This is a genomic window from Nocardioides pollutisoli, from assembly GCF_040045055.1.
Classification (GTDB): domain Bacteria; phylum Actinomycetota; class Actinomycetes; order Propionibacteriales; family Nocardioidaceae; genus Nocardioides; species Nocardioides tweenelious.
The window spans coordinates 2960074-2974522 of sequence record NZ_JBDZDU010000001.1; the positions used below are offsets into that span (position 1 = coordinate 2960074).

Genomic DNA, 14449 nt, shown 5'->3' on the forward strand with positions numbered 1-14449 from the left:
GTCTCCGAGCCTGCGGCCCCGTAGGCTCGGGGACCATGGCGGAATATGTGTTCACCCTGCGCAATGTGCGCAAGGCCCATGGCGACAAGGTCGTCCTCGACAACGTGACCCTCTCGTTCCTCCACGGGGCGAAGATCGGCGTGGTCGGGCCCAACGGAACCGGCAAGTCCTCGCTGTTCAAGATCATGGCCGGGCTCGACAAGGCCAACAACGGCGACGCGATCCTCGACCCCAACGCCACGGTCGGGATGCTGCAGCAGGAGCCGCCGCTGACCGAGGGCAAGACCGTGCTGGAGAACGTCGAGGAGGCGGTCTCCGAGCTCAAGGGCAAGATGGCCCGGCTCGACGAGCTCTACATGATGATGGGCGACCCCGACGCCGACCTCGACAAGGTCAACGCGGAGGCCGGCGACCTCCAGAGCGAGCTCGACGCCGCCAACGTGTGGGACCTCGACAGCCGTCTCGACCAGGCCATGGACGCGCTGCGCTGCCCGCCGCCGGACGCGATCGTCGACAACCTCTCCGGTGGCGAGCGCCGCCGGGTCGCGCTCTGCAAGCTGCTCCTCCAGCAGCCCGACCTGCTGCTGCTCGACGAGCCCACCAACCACCTCGACGCCGAGTCGGTCCAGTGGCTCGAGGGCCACCTCAAGGACTACCCGGGCGCCGTCCTCGCGATCACCCACGACCGTTACTTCCTCGACAACGTCGCCGAGTGGATCCTCGAGCTCGACCGGGGTCAGACCCACCCCTACGAGGGCAACTACACGACCTACCTCGAGACCAAGAAGGAACGCCTCAAGATCGAGGGGCAGAAGGACGCCAAGCGCGCCAAGATGCTGGAGAAGGAGCTCGAGTGGGTCCGCTCCAACGCCAAGGCCCGACAGACCAAGAGCCGCTCGCGTCTCGCGCGCTACGAGGAGATGGCGGCCGACGCCGACCGGATGCGCAAGATCGACACCTCCGAGATCAACATCCCGGCCGGTCCGCGCCTCGGTGACATCGTGCTCGAGGCCCGCGACCTGACCAAGGGCTTCGAAGGTCGCACCCTCATGCACGACCTGTCGTTCACGCTGCCGCGCGCCGGCATCGTCGGCGTCATCGGTCCCAACGGCGTCGGCAAGACCACGCTCTTCCGGATGATCACCGGCTCCGAGCAGCCCGACCAGGGCGAGCTCAAGGTCGGCACGACCGTGAAGCTGTCGTACGTCGACCAGAGCCGCGGCGGCATCGACCCCAACAAGAACGTCTGGGAGGTCGTCTCCGACGGGCTCGACTTCATCAAGGTCGCCAACTTCGAGATGAACTCCCGCGCCTACGTCGCGTCGTTCGGCTTCAAGGGTCCCGACCAGCAGAAGAAGGCCGGCGTCCTCTCCGGTGGTGAGCGCAACCGTCTCAACCTCGCGCTCACCCTGAAGATGGGCGGCAACCTGCTGCTGCTCGACGAGCCCACCAACGACCTCGACGTGGAGACCCTGTCGTCGCTCGAGGACGCGATCCTCGACTTCCCGGGCTGCGCCGTGGTCACCTCCCACGACCGGTGGTTCCTCGACCGCGTCGCGACCCACATCCTCGCCTGGGAGGGCGACGACGAGGACACGGCCAAGTGGTTCTGGTTCGAGGGCAACTTCGCGTCCTACGAGGAGAACAAGATCGAGCGCCTCGGCCTCGAGGCGGCCCGCCCGCACCGGGTCACCCACCGCAAGCTCACGCGCGACTAGCTCGTCGGTTGAGGAGGTTGCGCTAGCAACCGTCTCGAAACCCGGTGAGACGAACGGCGTCGTCGTTCGTCTCACCGGGTGTCGATACGCCCGTCGCTCTCTTCTGATCCGCTTCGCGGATCAGGAGCGACGCATCTCCATTTCTGGGTGCCCGGCGACGAGGTTGTCGGAGACGGCGTTCATCACCCGGCCGACGGCGGCGAAGTCCTCCGGGCTGACCAGGTCGACGAGGTGCTCACGCACGCCGCCGACGTGGACGTGCGCCATCCGTCGGAGCAGGGAGTAGCCCTTGTCGGTCATCGTGGCGACGACGCCGCGGCCGTCCTCAGGGGAGCTACCCCGCTCGACGAGGCCGGCGCGCTCCATCCGGGCGATCGTGTGGGTGACCCGGCTGCGGCTGTGGGCGAGCGCGTCCGCGAGCTGCGCCATGCGCATCTGACGACCCTCGCGCTCGGAGAGGCGGACCAGGATCTCGTACTCGACCAGCGACAGCTCGCAGGCGCGGTGCAGGTCGTCGTCGAGGCGGCCGAGGAGGAGGGTCATCCCCATCAGCAACGCCCGCCAGGAGCGCTGCTCGTCCTCGCTCAGCCAGTTGGTCAGGGGACCCCCGATGTCCGTCACCCGGGCAGTGTAGACATGCCCGCCCCTGGTCCAGACACCCCAAACGGCCCCCGGGATGATCCCAGGGGCCGTTCGGAGGAGCAGGAGGCTAGATGCGACGTCTCGACGCGGCGGTCGCGACCTCGTGCCTCGGTCGCGCGGCCCGCTCGACCACCATCAGCAAATCTCGCGGTCGCTGCGCTCGCGCTAGATCCGCTCGAGGATCAGGGCCATGCCCTGACCGCCGCCGACGCACATCGTGATGAGTCCGGTGGACTTGTCGTGCCAGTCGAGCGAGTTGAGCATCGTGTTCTGCAGGCGAGCACCGGTCATGCCGAAGGGGTGGCCGACCGCGATCGCGCCACCGTTGACGTTGAGGCGGTCGATGTCGATGCCGAGGTCCTGGTAGGACGGCACGACCTGGGCCGCGAACGCCTCGTTGATCTCGACCAGGTCGATGTCGCCGATGCTCATGCCGGCGTACTTCAGCGCGTTCCTGGTCGCCTCGACCGGGCCGAGGCCCATGATCTCGGGGGAGAGGCCGGAAACGCCGGTGGAGACGATCCGGGCGAGCGGGGTCAGCCCGAGCTCGGCGGCCTTGGTGTCGGACATGACGATGACCGCGGCCGCGCCGTCGTTGAGCGCACAGCAGTTGCCCGCGGTGACCACGCCGTCGGGGCGGAAGACCGGCTTGAGGTCCTTGATCCCGTCGTAGGTCACGCCGGCGCGCGGGCCGTCGTCGGTGCTGACCACGGTGCCGGACGGCGTGGTGACGGGCGTGATCTCGCGCGCCCAGAAGCCGTCGTTGATGGCCTTCTCGGCGAGGTTCTGCGAGCGCACGCCGAACTCGTCGAGCTCCTGGCGGCTCAGCCCGCGCAGCTTGGCGACATTCTCGGCCGTCTGGCCCATGGCGATGTAGACGTCGGGGAGCTGGCCGTCCTCGCGAGGGTCGTGCCAGCCCTGACCGCCCTCGGCGGTCTTGTCGGTGCGGGCCTTGGCCTCGTCGAACGCGTGGTTGTGGGTGTCGGGCCAGTGGTCGGAGGTGCCCTTGGCGAAGCGGGACACCGTCTCGACGCCGGCCGAGATGAAGACGTCGCCCTCGCCGGCCTTGATCGCGTGGAACGCCATCCGGGTGGTCTGCACGGAGGACGAGCAGTAGCGGGTGATCGTCGCGCCGGGGACGTCGTCCATGCCGTTGAGCACGTTGACGACGCGCGCCATGTTGTTGCCGGACTCGCCACCCGGGAGCCCGCAGCCGAGGTAGTGGTCGTCGATCGTGCTGGGGTCCAGCGCCGGGATCTTGTCCAGCGCGGTCTTCACGATGAAGGCGGTGAGGTCATCGGGGCGGAACTCGGTCAGCGACCCCTTGTTGGCCCGACCGATAGGGGTGCGGGCTGCGGAAACGATGACTGCCTCGGGCATGGGAACTCCGTTTCAAGGGGATCGGTGCTGCTGCGGGAGCCACAGTAGCCCCGCCCGCTCATCGCGCAGATGAGGCGTACGTCACGCCGGCTCGTGCGCCGCCAGCGAGGTGCCGAGCAGCTCGAGCGAGCGGGTCAGGAAGGTCCGCCGCTGGTCGTCGGGCTTGAGGAGCGCCGCGAGCAGGATGCCGTCGTACGACGCGACCAGGGCCTCGGCCCGCGCGGCACTGTGCTCCTTGCCGGTGGCCTCCATGATCGTTGCAACGATCTCGACCAGGCGTGAGCGGTGGTCGGCGAGGAGCTGGGCGAGGGCGTCGTCCCGGGTGGCGGCCATGGTCAGCTCGAGCCGGGCGACCAGCAGCTCGCGCTGGTCGACCCAGCGCTCGAAGAGCTCCAGAGCTCCCTCGACCCCGGCGGCCTCGCCGCCGTCCTCGAGGGTGCAGCGGAGCTGCTCGGCGAGCGCGTTGACGTCGGCGAGCAGGGCGGCCGCGACGTACTCGGTGAGAGCCGCCTCGAGCGCGGCGCGGGTGCGCAGGTAGGCCGAGCAGCTGCCCTCGGGCAGTCCGGCCCGCCGGTCGACGGCGCGGTGGGTGAGCCCGCGGAGCCCCTCGTCGGTGATGACGTGGAGGGCGGCGTCGAGCAGCTGCCGGCGCCGCGGGCTGAGCGCGGGCGCCTGCTCCTCGGGAGCTTCCGGGTCGGGCATGGACACCTTCCAGCAGGTCTGTGACCGGAGACACTACCCGCCCGGGTTGCGTTCTCCGTTGCGGTCGGCGTACCTTCTACTTACGTAGAAACTCTACATTCGTAGAAAGGAATCGTGATGACCGTCATCACCCCGCTCGGTTCGTTCATGATCATCGCTTTCCTCGTGCTCGGCACCGTCGCCGCCATCGTCTCCGCCGGCGTCCTGGTCCAGTTCGTGGCCTCCAACCGCAAGGTCCGCCTGGCCCGTCACGAGTCGATCCCGACGTACTACCGCGGCCTGGCCGCCACCCACTGATCCTCGCGTCGGACGCCGGCGGGCCCAGCCCGCCGGCGTCTGGCAGCATCAGCGGCGTGCGACACCGCTACTCCTGCCCGATGCGCTGGGCCGACATGGACCAGCTCGGGCACATCAACAACGTCGTCTACGTGGACTACCTCCAAGAGGCCCGCGTCGACATGATGCGTGCGCACGGCCCGACGGCCGCGCCCGGTGAGCTGGCCTTCAGCACCGTCGTGGTGCGCCACGAGGTCACCTACACCGCACCGCTGAACTTCGAGCACCGCCCGGTCACCGTCGAGTGCTGGGTCACCCAGATCCGAGCCGCCTCGTTCACGATGGCCTACGAGGTCTTCCACGAGGATCCCGACGGGGAGCGCCGGGTCTACCTCCGCGCCAAGACCGTGCTCACGCCGTACGTCTTCGAGACGGAGAGCCCGCGGCGGATCGCGGGGAACGAGCGGGAGATGCTGACCCGGTTCCTCGAGCCCGAGGCCGCGACACCGCGGACGCCGTTCCCGGCCCAGCGCCCCGACGTGGCGGTGCACTACCCGGTCAACGTGCGGTTCTCCGACGTCGACGTCTACGGGCACGTCAACAACGTGAAGTACTTCGAGTACTTCCAGGAGGCGCGGATCTCGCTGTTCTCCGGCCTCTGGGACTTCGGCGCCGTCACGGTCGTCGTCGCCCAGACCGATGTGGACTACCGGGTCCCGATCCTCTTCCGCGCCGAGGCGTACGACGCGTGGTCGTGGATCTCCCGCGTCGGGGAGCGGTCGATCACCGTCGAGTCGGTGATCGGCGACGGTGACGCGGTGCTGGCCCGCGCCCGGGTCGTGATCGTCTTCTTCGACCAGGAGACCCAGCGCTCGACGCGGCCGCCCGAGGCCTACCTCGACAAGCTGCGGGCCCTGCTGTCGCCCTGATCCGGCTCCCCGCGCCGTAGCCGCCGCAGGCCGCGGTGATGAGCGACCCGGACCGCGACGGCGCTCATCCCGAGGGCGCGCGCCGTCGCCTCGACGTCGAGGCCGACGACGTCCAGGCAGCCCACGACGTCGCGCTCACGCGGCGGCAGGCTCGCCAGAGCACGCAGGATCCAGTCCCGGCCGACGAACGCCGACTCCGGACCGGCGACGGCCGGAGGGTCGTCGAGCCGGTGCAGGTCGGTGGGATGGGTGTTCCTGCGCTGGCTGCGGCGGTGGACGTTGCCGTCGAGCTTGCGGGCGATGCCGAAGAGCCAGCCCGCGAACTCCGACGAGGTGCCGGTGAAGCCGTGCACCTTGTCCGCGGCGGTCAGCCAGGCCTCGGCGGCCAGGTCCTCGGCCGAGACCGCCGCGTCACCGGTGGAACGGGCGCCGAGCCAGACCACCAAACGTCCACCGTGGGCGCGGTAGAGAGCGCGCCACGCCTCGGCATCGCCTCTCTTGGCGGCCGCCACCACGTCGTCGTCGGTGCTCACGTGCGTCGTCAGTCGTCCGTTCCCAGGCCGGACGGCTCGACGGAGGGCGACGCGTCGTCCGGACCCTCCCCGTCGTCCTCAGCCTGGTTGCCCGGATCCGGGTCGGTCTCGGAGGTGCCGTCGGACTGGTCGTCCGAGCCGTCCGCGGTGCCGTCGGACTGGTTGTCCGACTGGTCGTCGGACCCGTCGTCGCTGTGGTCGCCGCTCTGGTGGCCGCTCGGCTGTCCGGACTGGTCGTCGCCTGCGTGGTCGTCGGCTGCGTGGTCGTCGCCTGCGTGGTCGCTGCCGGCATGGTCGGTGGGCCCGTGGTCGGCACCGGACGACGGTTGGTCCTCGAGCTCGATCCCCGTCGACGTCGTCGTCCGTTCAGTGGCGGGGCTCCGGCTCGCGGACGGGTCGGGCGACGCGTTCGCGTGCTCGCTCGCGCGAGGCGTGGTGCTGGGTCGGCTGTCGGAAGGGGGACGGCTGGCCGGGGGGACGGGTGGCGGCGACGGGTCCGGAGCGTCGCCGCGGCCGAGACCAGCAACCCAGGCGATGCCGACCACGACCGCGGCCACGCTCACCGCGGCCAGGGCGACACGCCATCCGGCGCGCGGTGGTGCCGCGCCGACGGACGCGGGCCCGGCCGCGGCGAGCGAGCTCAGCTGGGCGAGGAACACCTCGTCCGGCTCGAGGACGGGTGCCTCGACCCTGAGGTCAGCCCGGCTGATCGGTTCGGTCATCGATGTGTCCTACCCCGGAGCGGGGTCAGTCGTCCTGGTTGCCGTTGTCGTGGTTCGCCGAGCCCTGCTCGTCGTCCTGACCGTCGTCGTCCGAGCCCTGGTCGTCGTTGTCGTCGCCCTGGTCGTCATCCTGCCCGACCTGGGTCCCGTGGTCGTCGTCCCCGTCGGCGTGATCGCCGTGGTGAGAGTCCTCGGGCGCCTCGGTCTCGGGTGCCTCGGTCTCGGGCGCCTCGGTCTCGGGCGCCTCGGTCTCGGGCGCCTCGGTCTCGGGTGCCTCGGTCTCGGACTCGTCGGCCGGAGCGGGCGTCACCTCGTGCGTCGAGCCGTGCTTGGACCCGTGCTTCGAGCCGTGCTTGGACCCGTGCTTGGACCCGTGCTTAGTGCGGGCCTCGGCCGCGCGGGCCTGCCCGTGCTCGGCGTGGGAGCTCACGGTGTGGCCGTTGCCGTTGACGACCGGAGACGGAGCGTCCGATCCGCCCTGGGTGGCGTACGCCGTACCGAACGCGAGTGCGCCCGAGAGTGCTGCCGCCGCGCCAACGGCGGTGATGGTGGTCCTGCGCATGCGGGGCCTCCTGTGTCAGGGATGGCGGTTGGTCCGCCCTTCACCCCACACCTGTCGCGAGACCGGCCCTGCGTTACACGTGACCCGAGAAATCTTTCGGGATCACTCGAAGGTGTTGACCATGAACTGCGCCGCGTGGGTGACGTAGTCCCAGAACTGCGCGTCCTGCTCGGGCGTGAGCGACACCTCGTCGAGCCCGGCGCGGAAGTGCATCAACCAGTGGTCCTTGGTCTCCGGCGTGACCGCGAACGGCGCGTGCCGCATCCGCAGCCGCGGGTGGCCCCGGGTGTCGGAGTAGGTGGTCGGGCCGCCCCAGTACTGCACCAGGAAGAGCAGGAAGCGCTCCTCCGCGGGCCCGAGGTCCTGCTCCGGGTAGAGCGGCCGCAGCACCGGGTCCTCGGCGACGCCCTCGTAGAACTTCGCCACGATCCGACGGAAGGTCTCGAAGCCGCCGATCTCCTCGTAGAACGTGGTCATGCATCCCATTGTGACGAGGGGGTCACCAGGGCCCGACACCGGCGTGCCAGACTCGCGCCAACCAGTCTTTTCGGCAACGCACGAGGAGTGATCCGCACATGGCTACGACCCGCAACGCCAGCACTCACTGGGAGGGCACCCTCTTCGAGGGCGCCGGCCAGGTCACGCTGGAGTCTTCCGGCACCGGCACGTACGACGTCTCCTGGGCCTCCCGCGCCGAGGACGCGAACGGCAAGACCAGCCCCGAGGAGCTGATCGCTGCTGCCCACTCGTCCTGCTTCTCGATGGCCCTCTCCAACGGCCTGGCCAAGGCCGGTACGCCGGCCACCTCGCTCGACACGAGTGCCGCGGTCGACTTCGTGCCGGGCACCGGCATCACCGAGATCCGCCTGACCGTGAAGGGCGTCGTCCCCGGCATGAGCGAGGAGGACTTCGTCGCCGCCGCCGAGGGCGCCAAGGTCGGCTGCCCGGTGAGCCAGGCGCTGGCCGCCGTACCGATCAAGCTCGAGGCCTCGCTGGGCTGACGCCCGCTCAGGCTCCGGTGACGGGCTCCTCTTCGTCCGAAGAGGGGCCCGTCGGCGTCTCGTCGCGGTGCCACACGACCCGCTGCGGCAGCGGGATCTCGATGCCCTCGTGGTCGAAGCGGGCCTTGATCCTCTGGCGCAGCGCGCGGGCGACGCCCCACTGCTCCATCGGGGCCGTCTTGAGCAGCACCCGCAGGGTGACCGACTCCGGCCCGAAGACCTCCACGCCGGTGACCTCCGGCTCCTCGATGATCACGCCGCTGAAGTCCTCGTCGTCCCACAGGTCGTGGGCGACCTCGCGGAGCACCTGCTGCACGCGGACCAGGTCCTCGCGGTAGGCGACGTTGACGTCGACGACCGCGCGCGACCAGTTCTGGCTCATGTTGCCGACGCGGACGATCGCGCCGTTGGGGACGTACCAGACCGTGCCGCTGAGGTCGCGCAGCCGGGTGACCCGCAGGCTGACCGCCTCGACGGTGCCGCTGGCCTCGCCCACGTCGACCACGTCGCCGACGCCGTACTGGTCCTCGACGATCATGAAGATGCCGGACAGGAAGTCGCGCACCAGCGACTGGGCGCCGAAGCCGAGTGCCAGTCCGAGGATGCCGGCCGAGGCGATGATCGGGGCGATGTTGACCCCGAGCTCGCTCAGGACCATCGTCCCGATGATGGCGACCAGGATGCCGGTGATGATGCTCTTCAGCAGGTCACCCATCGTCTTGGCGCGCTGGACGCGACGGGTCGAGGTCGCCAGGTCCTGGGCCGACGAGGTCGCCGCGGTCCTGCCGCGCAGCCCGAACCGGCTGACGCCGTTGGGCAGCATGCCGTCCTCGGCTCGGGCGACGAGCCGGTCGACGAGCCGGTGCAGGATCCACCGGACGATGAAGAAGAGGACGACCAACCAGGCGATCGCGAGGGGCTTCCCGATGAGGATGTCGGAGGCGTTGGCGAGCTTCTGGTTGTCGGTCCAGCCGAAGACCGCATTGCACAGAGCGTCGGAGCTGTCGCAGGTCACGTCGTCGAAGCCGAACATGGGCCCCATGTCTACAGCACCGGGCAACGGTGTCGAAACACGGAGCCGATACGCTTTGCCCCGTGACCACGAAGCTCGCGCACCTCGCCCGTCGTACCTCTGTCGTCCTCGTTGCGGGGGCGCTCGTCGTTGCTGCCGGCGGTCCGGCCGGGGCGGACGTGCCGGAAGGCTGGAGCGACCCGAAGGCGGTCGACCCCTGGCATGCCGCGCTGCTGCTCGCGGGCGTCCCGCTGCTGATGTTCCTGGTCATCACGCTGCTGGTGGTGATCCCCGGTCTCGTCAAGGGTGAGCGGTTCACGCCGGGCGGCGTCGCGACCCAGGACGAGTGGTTCGGCGGCCCCAGCAAGGGCACCGCCGAGCTGCCCGCGCCGGACACCGAGGAGTCGAAGGCGGGTGGCGCAAGTGCCCGTTGGTGAGTTCAACAGCGCGGAGCGCTACCGCATCGACGAGGCGATCCGCCAGGCCGAGCAGGTCTCGCGCTTCGAGTTCAGCGTCTTCGTCGGCCGCGCCGGTGCCGACCCGCGCGCGTTCGCGACGCAGCTGCACAACTCCCTGGTCGCGCCGTCCCGCAGCATCCTGATCATGCTCGACCCGCCCGCGCGGGCCCTCGAGATCGTCACCGGCGGCACCGTCCGCCGCTCGCTCAGCGACCAGGAGGTCGAGCTGACGACGCTGCAGATGCAGACGTCGTTCGCGAACGGCGACCTCGTGGGCGGCCTGCTCCGCGGCATCCAGATGCTCGCCGACCACGCCCGCGCCCCGGAGACACTGCACGCCGAGCAGCCCTGAGGGCAGCAGCGGCGCGCGAGGAACGAACGCGTCGCGTGGGCTGCACCAGATTGAGCAAGCTCCGCGGCTGAGGGACGAAGCCGCGACGGCGCGTCGAAATCCGGTGAGACGACCCAGGGCGGTGACCACGGAGGTCTCCGCCCTGGATCAGTTCCGGGGTCTCGAGGTTCGACCACCGGTTGGTGTACGTCAGGCCTGGGCGTCGCGCTTCTGGTTGGCCAGGGCGCGGGCCACGTCGGCCCGGCCCTCGCGCACGTAGCGCTTGGCGGCCGGGTTGGCCGGGGAGGACTCGAGCCAGGCGTCGACGCGGTCGAGGAGCTCCTGGCTGGCGAGCTGCTTCGGGAACATGAACTCCAGCGCGGTCGAGGCGCGCTGGGTGCCCTTCTCCTCCCACAGCGTGTCGGCCGCGGCGAGGTACTTCTCGACGTACGGCGTGAGCACCTCGTCCTGCCCGTAGACCTGGAAGGCGAGCACCACGCTGCGCTGGGTCTCGTTGGCCACGTCGTCGCGGACCATCGCGATCTCCCACGCCTCGGCCTTGGCCTCGGCGGTCGGGCGGAGCGCCCGCGCGGCGGCGGCGTGCTCCTGCCCGGAGATCGTGTTGTCGCGCTCCAGCTCCGCGGCGATCCGGTCGGCGTCGGCGCGACCGTTGCGGGCCAGGCCGTTGAGCAGCACCCAGCGCAGGTCGGTGTCGACCGCGAGCCCCTCGAGGACCAGGGACCCGTCGAGCAGCTGCTCGAGGTCGGTCAGCGCGGACTCGCTGTGCGCGGCACCCGCGAACGCGCGGGCGAAGGACAGCTGGTGGTCGCTGCCCGCCTCGGCGTTCTCGAGGAGCTTGCGCAGGCCCTGCTCCCACGTGGCGCGCAGCGCGGTGCGGTTGGCGGGTGCGGAGTACTGCGTCACGGCCAGGGCCGCGTAGACCGGGATCCGGCTCACGCCGGACGGGTCGGTCTCGGTGCCGATCGCGCTGAGCACCAGCGTCACGAAGTCGGTCGCGCTCATCTCGCCGTCGCGGGTCATGTCCCACGCCGCGCCCCAGCAGAGAGCCCGCGCCAGCGAGTCGTCGAGGGTCGCGAGGCCGCTGACGACCGTGGTCAGCGAGCGCTCGTCGAGGCGGATCTTCGCGTAGGCGAGGTCGCCGTCGTTGAGCAGCAGCAGGTCGGGCTGCTTCTGGCCGACCAGCTCGGGGACCTCGGTCAGGTCGCCGTGCACGTCGATCTCGAAGGACGCCCGGCGGACCAGGTGACCGTCCACCTCGTCGTAGGCGCCGATGCCGATCCGGTGGCGGCGCAGGGTCGGCCACTCGTCGGTCGCGGTCTGGCGTACGGCGAACGACGCGTAGCTGCCGTCCGCGTCGAGCTCGAACTCCGGCGAGAGGGTGTTGACGCCCGCGGTCTGCAGCCACTCCTGCGCCCAGGACTCGAGGTCGCGGCCGGAGGACTTCTCCAGGGCGGCCAGCAGGTCCTTGAACTCGGTGTTCGAGAAGGCGTGGTCCTTGAAGTAGGCGCGCACGCCCTCGAGGAAGTTGTCGAGGCCGACCCAGGCCACCAGCTGCTTGAGCACCGAGGCGCCCTTGGCGTAGGTGATGCCGTCGAAGTTGACCTCCACCGCGCGCAGGTCGACGTTGTCGGCCGCGATCGGGTGGGTGCTGGGCAGCTGGTCCTGGCGGTAGGCCCAGTTCTTGCGGACGTTGGTGAAGCCGGTCCAGGCGTCGTCGAACTCGGTGACCTCGACGGCGGCGTGGTAGCAGGCCCACTCGGCGAACGACTCGTTGAGCCAGAGGTCGTCCCACCAGCGCATGGTGACGAGGTCGCCGAACCACATGTGCGCCATCTCGTGGAGGATCACCTCGACGCGGAAGGCGTAGAACATCCGGTCCTGGCGGCTGCGGGGGAGGTACTCGTCGCGCAGCGTCACGCAGCCGGCGTTCTCCATCGCGCCCATGTTGTACTCCGGCACGTAGAGCTGGTCGTACTTGCCGAACGGGTAGGGGAAGTCGAAGGCGTCCTCGAAGTAGGCGAAGCCCTGCTCGGTGACCTTCACGAGCTCGTCGACGTCGAGGTGCTCGACGAGGGACTGGCGGCAGTAGTGGCCGAGCGGGATGTCGCCGTACTTGCCGGCGTACGTGTGCTGGACCTCGTGGTACTCACCGGCGACGATCGCGGTGACGTACGTCGAGAGCGGCTTGGTCGGCGCGAAGCGCCAGACGGCCTTGGCGTCGCCCAGCGCCTCGGGCTCGGGCGACGGGGAGTTGGAGACGACCTTCCAGTGGTCGGGCGCGGTCACGGTGAACGTGAACGGCGCCTTCAGGTCGGGCTGCTCGAAGGTCGTGTAGACGCGACGCGCGTCCGGGACCTCGAACTGCGAGTAGAGGTAGACCCGGTCGTCAGCGGGGTCGACGAAGCGGTGCAGGCCCTCACCCGTGCGCGAGTAGGGGAGGTCGGCGGTGACGACCAGCTCGTTGTCGGCCGCGAGACCGGTCAGTGCGATCCGGCTGTCGGCGTAGGCGGTGGCCGGGTCGATCGACGCTCCGTTGAGGGTGATCGCGTGGATCGTCCCGTCGACCAGGTCCGCGAAGGTCTCTGCACCGGGCTCGGTGCAGGTGAACCTGATCGTGGTGGTCGATCCGAAGGTCTTCTCGCCGGTCGTGAGATCCAGGTCGATGGAGTACGACGTGACGTCCAGGAGAGCAGCGCGGGTGGCCGCCTCGTCCCGGGTGAGGTTGGTTCCAGGCATGCGCAGCATCCTGCCACCCGGCCGGTCGCCGACGAAAAGCAGAAGGACGACATGATGGGCCGGTGACCGAGTCGCAGCGCCACGTCGTACCGCTGCGGGTGGCGTTCCGCGCCTGGTTCCTCATCTCCTGGCAGACGTTCGGCGGCCCGGCGGGTCAGATCGCCGTCATGCACCGCGAGCTGGTCGACGAGCGCCGGTGGATCGGCGAGCGCCGCTTCCTGCACGCCATGAGCTACTGCATGCTGCTGCCCGGCCCGGAGGCGCAACAGCTCGCGATCTACAGCGGCTGGCTGCTCAACGGCTGGGTCGGCGGGGTGATGGCCGGCGTGCTGTTCGTCGTGCCCGGCTTCCTCACCATCCTCGCGCTGTCGTGGGTGTACGTCGCGCACGGTGACTCGACGCTCGTCACCGGGGTGCTCCTCGGGCTGGCCGCTGCGGTGATCCCCATCGTGGTCCAGGCCGTGCACCGGCTCGGCAGCCGCGCCGTGCGCAACCGGGTGCTGCTCCTGCTGGCGCTCGGGGCGTTCGTCGCCCTCGCCGTGCTGGCCGTCCCGTTCCCGCTCGTCGTGCTGGTCGCGGGTCTGGCCGGCTGGCTGCTCGGCCGTCGCCGACCGGACCTGGTCCGGCTGCCCGAGCCGGTGCTCGAGGAGGGCGCCGTACCTCCCCTGATCCCCGACGACGCCCTGCACCGGGCGCCCCGCTCGGTCCGCCGCAACCTCGTCGTGCTGGTCGTCGGGCTGGTCCTCTGGTTCGCCCCGGTCGCCGTCGCCCTCGCGCTGGCCGGCGGTGAGCCGAGCGTCTTCGTCGACCAGGGGCTGTTCTTCGGCGGCATGGCGCTGGTGACCTTCGGTGGCGCGTACGCCGTGCTGGCGTACGTCGCCCAGGCCGCCGTCGAGCACTACGGCTGGCTGACCGCGCAGGAGATGGTCCGCGGACTCGCGCTCGCGGAGACGACGCCCGGCCCGCTGATCATGGTGGTGCAGTTCGTCGCCTTCCTCGGCGCGTTCCGCAACCCGGGGACGCTCGACCCGTGGGTCGCTGCCGTGCTGGCGTCACTGCTCGTGGTGTGGGTGACGTTCGTGCCGGGCTTCCTCTTCATCTTCCTCGGCGCGCCGTACGTCGAGCGGCTGCGCGGCAACGAGGCGCTCTCGGCCGCACTCACCGGGGTCACGGCTGCGGTCGTGGGCGTGATCGGCAACCTGGCGCTCTACTTCGCGGTGCACACCCTCTTCGCCGAGTCCGAGCGAGCCGGGTGGGACCACTTCGGCCTGCTCGTCCCGGTCTGGTCGTCCTTCCAGTGGGAGCCCGCCGCGCTCGGTGCGCTCGGCGCGGTGCTCGTCTTCGGGCTGCGCTGGTCGGTGCTGCGCACGCTCGGCGTCTGCGGGCTCGCCGGCCTGGCGCTGACCTTGCTGACCTGACGGGGAAT

16 protein-coding genes are annotated in these 14449 nt (G+C 70.2%); 7 read left to right on the forward strand and 9 right to left on the reverse strand.

Annotation, left to right across the window (positions count from 1 at the left end; all coding sequences use genetic code 11):
• Nucleotides 1-35 precede the first annotated feature (35 nt).
• Nucleotides 36-1718, forward strand: a complete 1683-nt coding sequence (gene ettA, locus ABLE68_RS14515; protein WP_348872272.1) for an energy-dependent translational throttle protein EttA — start codon at nucleotides 36-38, stop codon at nucleotides 1716-1718.
• Nucleotides 1719-1838: 120 nt separating this feature from the next.
• Here ettA and ABLE68_RS14520 read toward each other — a convergent pair whose 3' ends face one another.
• The 3 genes from ABLE68_RS14520 to ABLE68_RS14530 all read right to left on the reverse strand — a co-directional run bounded on the left by ABLE68_RS14520 (nucleotide 1839) and on the right by ABLE68_RS14530 (nucleotide 4442).
• A complete protein-coding gene (locus ABLE68_RS14520) occupies nucleotides 1839-2339 on the reverse strand; it encodes a MarR family winged helix-turn-helix transcriptional regulator (protein ID WP_348872274.1) in 501 nt (166 codons plus the stop codon).
• Between the two features lie 186 nt (nucleotides 2340-2525).
• A complete protein-coding gene (locus ABLE68_RS14525) occupies nucleotides 2526-3740 on the reverse strand; it encodes an acetyl-CoA C-acetyltransferase (protein ID WP_348872276.1) in 1215 nt (404 codons plus the stop codon).
• An 81-nt stretch (nucleotides 3741-3821) separates the two neighbouring features.
• Nucleotides 3822-4442 (reverse strand): TetR/AcrR family transcriptional regulator, encoded by a 621-nt coding sequence (locus tag ABLE68_RS14530; protein WP_348872279.1) that lies wholly within the window; start codon nucleotides 4440-4442, stop codon nucleotides 3822-3824.
• Nucleotides 4443-4559: 117 nt separating this feature from the next.
• Here ABLE68_RS14530 and ABLE68_RS14535 point away from each other — a divergent pair, with 117 nt between their 5' ends.
• Both ABLE68_RS14535 and ABLE68_RS14540 read left to right on the forward strand, forming a co-directional pair.
• Complete coding sequence (locus tag ABLE68_RS14535; protein WP_348872282.1) at nucleotides 4560-4739, forward strand: hypothetical protein; 180 nt, start codon at nucleotides 4560-4562, stop codon at nucleotides 4737-4739.
• Nucleotides 4740-4795: 56 nt separating this feature from the next.
• Nucleotides 4796-5647, forward strand: coding sequence for an acyl-CoA thioesterase (locus tag ABLE68_RS14540; RefSeq protein ID WP_348872284.1), 852 nt, complete (start codon nucleotides 4796-4798; stop codon nucleotides 5645-5647).
• Here the strand turns inward: ABLE68_RS14540 and ABLE68_RS14545 are convergent.
• The 4 genes from ABLE68_RS14545 to ABLE68_RS14560 all read right to left on the reverse strand — a co-directional run bounded on the left by ABLE68_RS14545 (nucleotide 5611) and on the right by ABLE68_RS14560 (nucleotide 7941).
• Nucleotides 5611-6180 (reverse strand): RNA polymerase sigma factor, encoded by a 570-nt coding sequence (locus ABLE68_RS14545; protein ID WP_348872286.1) that lies wholly within the window; start codon nucleotides 6178-6180, stop codon nucleotides 5611-5613. The two genes, ABLE68_RS14540 and ABLE68_RS14545, sit on opposite strands and share 37 nt — an antisense overlap.
• A gap of 8 nt (nucleotides 6181-6188) precedes the next feature.
• Nucleotides 6189-6902 (reverse strand): hypothetical protein, encoded by a 714-nt coding sequence (locus ABLE68_RS14550; RefSeq protein WP_348872288.1) that lies wholly within the window; start codon nucleotides 6900-6902, stop codon nucleotides 6189-6191.
• A 25-nt stretch (nucleotides 6903-6927) separates the two neighbouring features.
• Nucleotides 6928-7464 (reverse strand): hypothetical protein, encoded by a 537-nt coding sequence (locus ABLE68_RS14555; protein WP_348872290.1) that lies wholly within the window; start codon nucleotides 7462-7464, stop codon nucleotides 6928-6930.
• A 102-nt stretch (nucleotides 7465-7566) separates the two neighbouring features.
• Nucleotides 7567-7941: a globin gene (locus ABLE68_RS14560; protein ID WP_348872292.1), complete on the reverse strand. Its 375-nt coding sequence runs from the start codon at nucleotides 7939-7941 to the stop codon at nucleotides 7567-7569.
• A 98-nt stretch (nucleotides 7942-8039) separates the two neighbouring features.
• On the opposite strand from ABLE68_RS14560, the gene ABLE68_RS14565 reads away from it, so the two are divergent.
• Nucleotides 8040-8465 (forward strand): OsmC family protein, encoded by a 426-nt coding sequence (locus ABLE68_RS14565; protein WP_056153779.1) that lies wholly within the window; start codon nucleotides 8040-8042, stop codon nucleotides 8463-8465.
• A gap of 7 nt (nucleotides 8466-8472) precedes the next feature.
• Here ABLE68_RS14565 and ABLE68_RS14570 read toward each other — a convergent pair whose 3' ends face one another.
• Complete coding sequence (locus ABLE68_RS14570; protein WP_348872293.1) at nucleotides 8473-9498, reverse strand: mechanosensitive ion channel family protein; 1026 nt, start codon at nucleotides 9496-9498, stop codon at nucleotides 8473-8475.
• Between the two features lie 62 nt (nucleotides 9499-9560).
• On the opposite strand from ABLE68_RS14570, the gene ABLE68_RS14575 reads away from it, so the two are divergent.
• Both ABLE68_RS14575 and ABLE68_RS14580 read left to right on the forward strand, forming a co-directional pair.
• Nucleotides 9561-9914, forward strand: a complete 354-nt coding sequence (locus tag ABLE68_RS14575) for a hypothetical protein (protein WP_348872295.1) — start codon at nucleotides 9561-9563, stop codon at nucleotides 9912-9914.
• Nucleotides 9901-10287, forward strand: a complete 387-nt coding sequence (locus ABLE68_RS14580) for a DUF5130 family protein (RefSeq protein ID WP_348872296.1) — start codon at nucleotides 9901-9903, stop codon at nucleotides 10285-10287. Before ABLE68_RS14575 ends, ABLE68_RS14580 begins: the two co-directional genes overlap by 14 nt.
• Nucleotides 10288-10476: 189 nt before the next feature.
• Here ABLE68_RS14580 and pepN read toward each other — a convergent pair whose 3' ends face one another.
• Nucleotides 10477-13023, reverse strand: a complete 2547-nt coding sequence (gene pepN / locus ABLE68_RS14585; RefSeq protein WP_348872298.1) for an aminopeptidase N — start codon at nucleotides 13021-13023, stop codon at nucleotides 10477-10479.
• Nucleotides 13024-13085: 62 nt separating this feature from the next.
• On the opposite strand from pepN, the gene chrA reads away from it, so the two are divergent.
• Complete coding sequence (chrA, locus tag ABLE68_RS14590; protein WP_348872299.1) at nucleotides 13086-14441, forward strand: chromate efflux transporter; 1356 nt, start codon at nucleotides 13086-13088, stop codon at nucleotides 14439-14441.
• The last annotated feature ends 8 nt before the right edge of the window (nucleotides 14442-14449 follow it).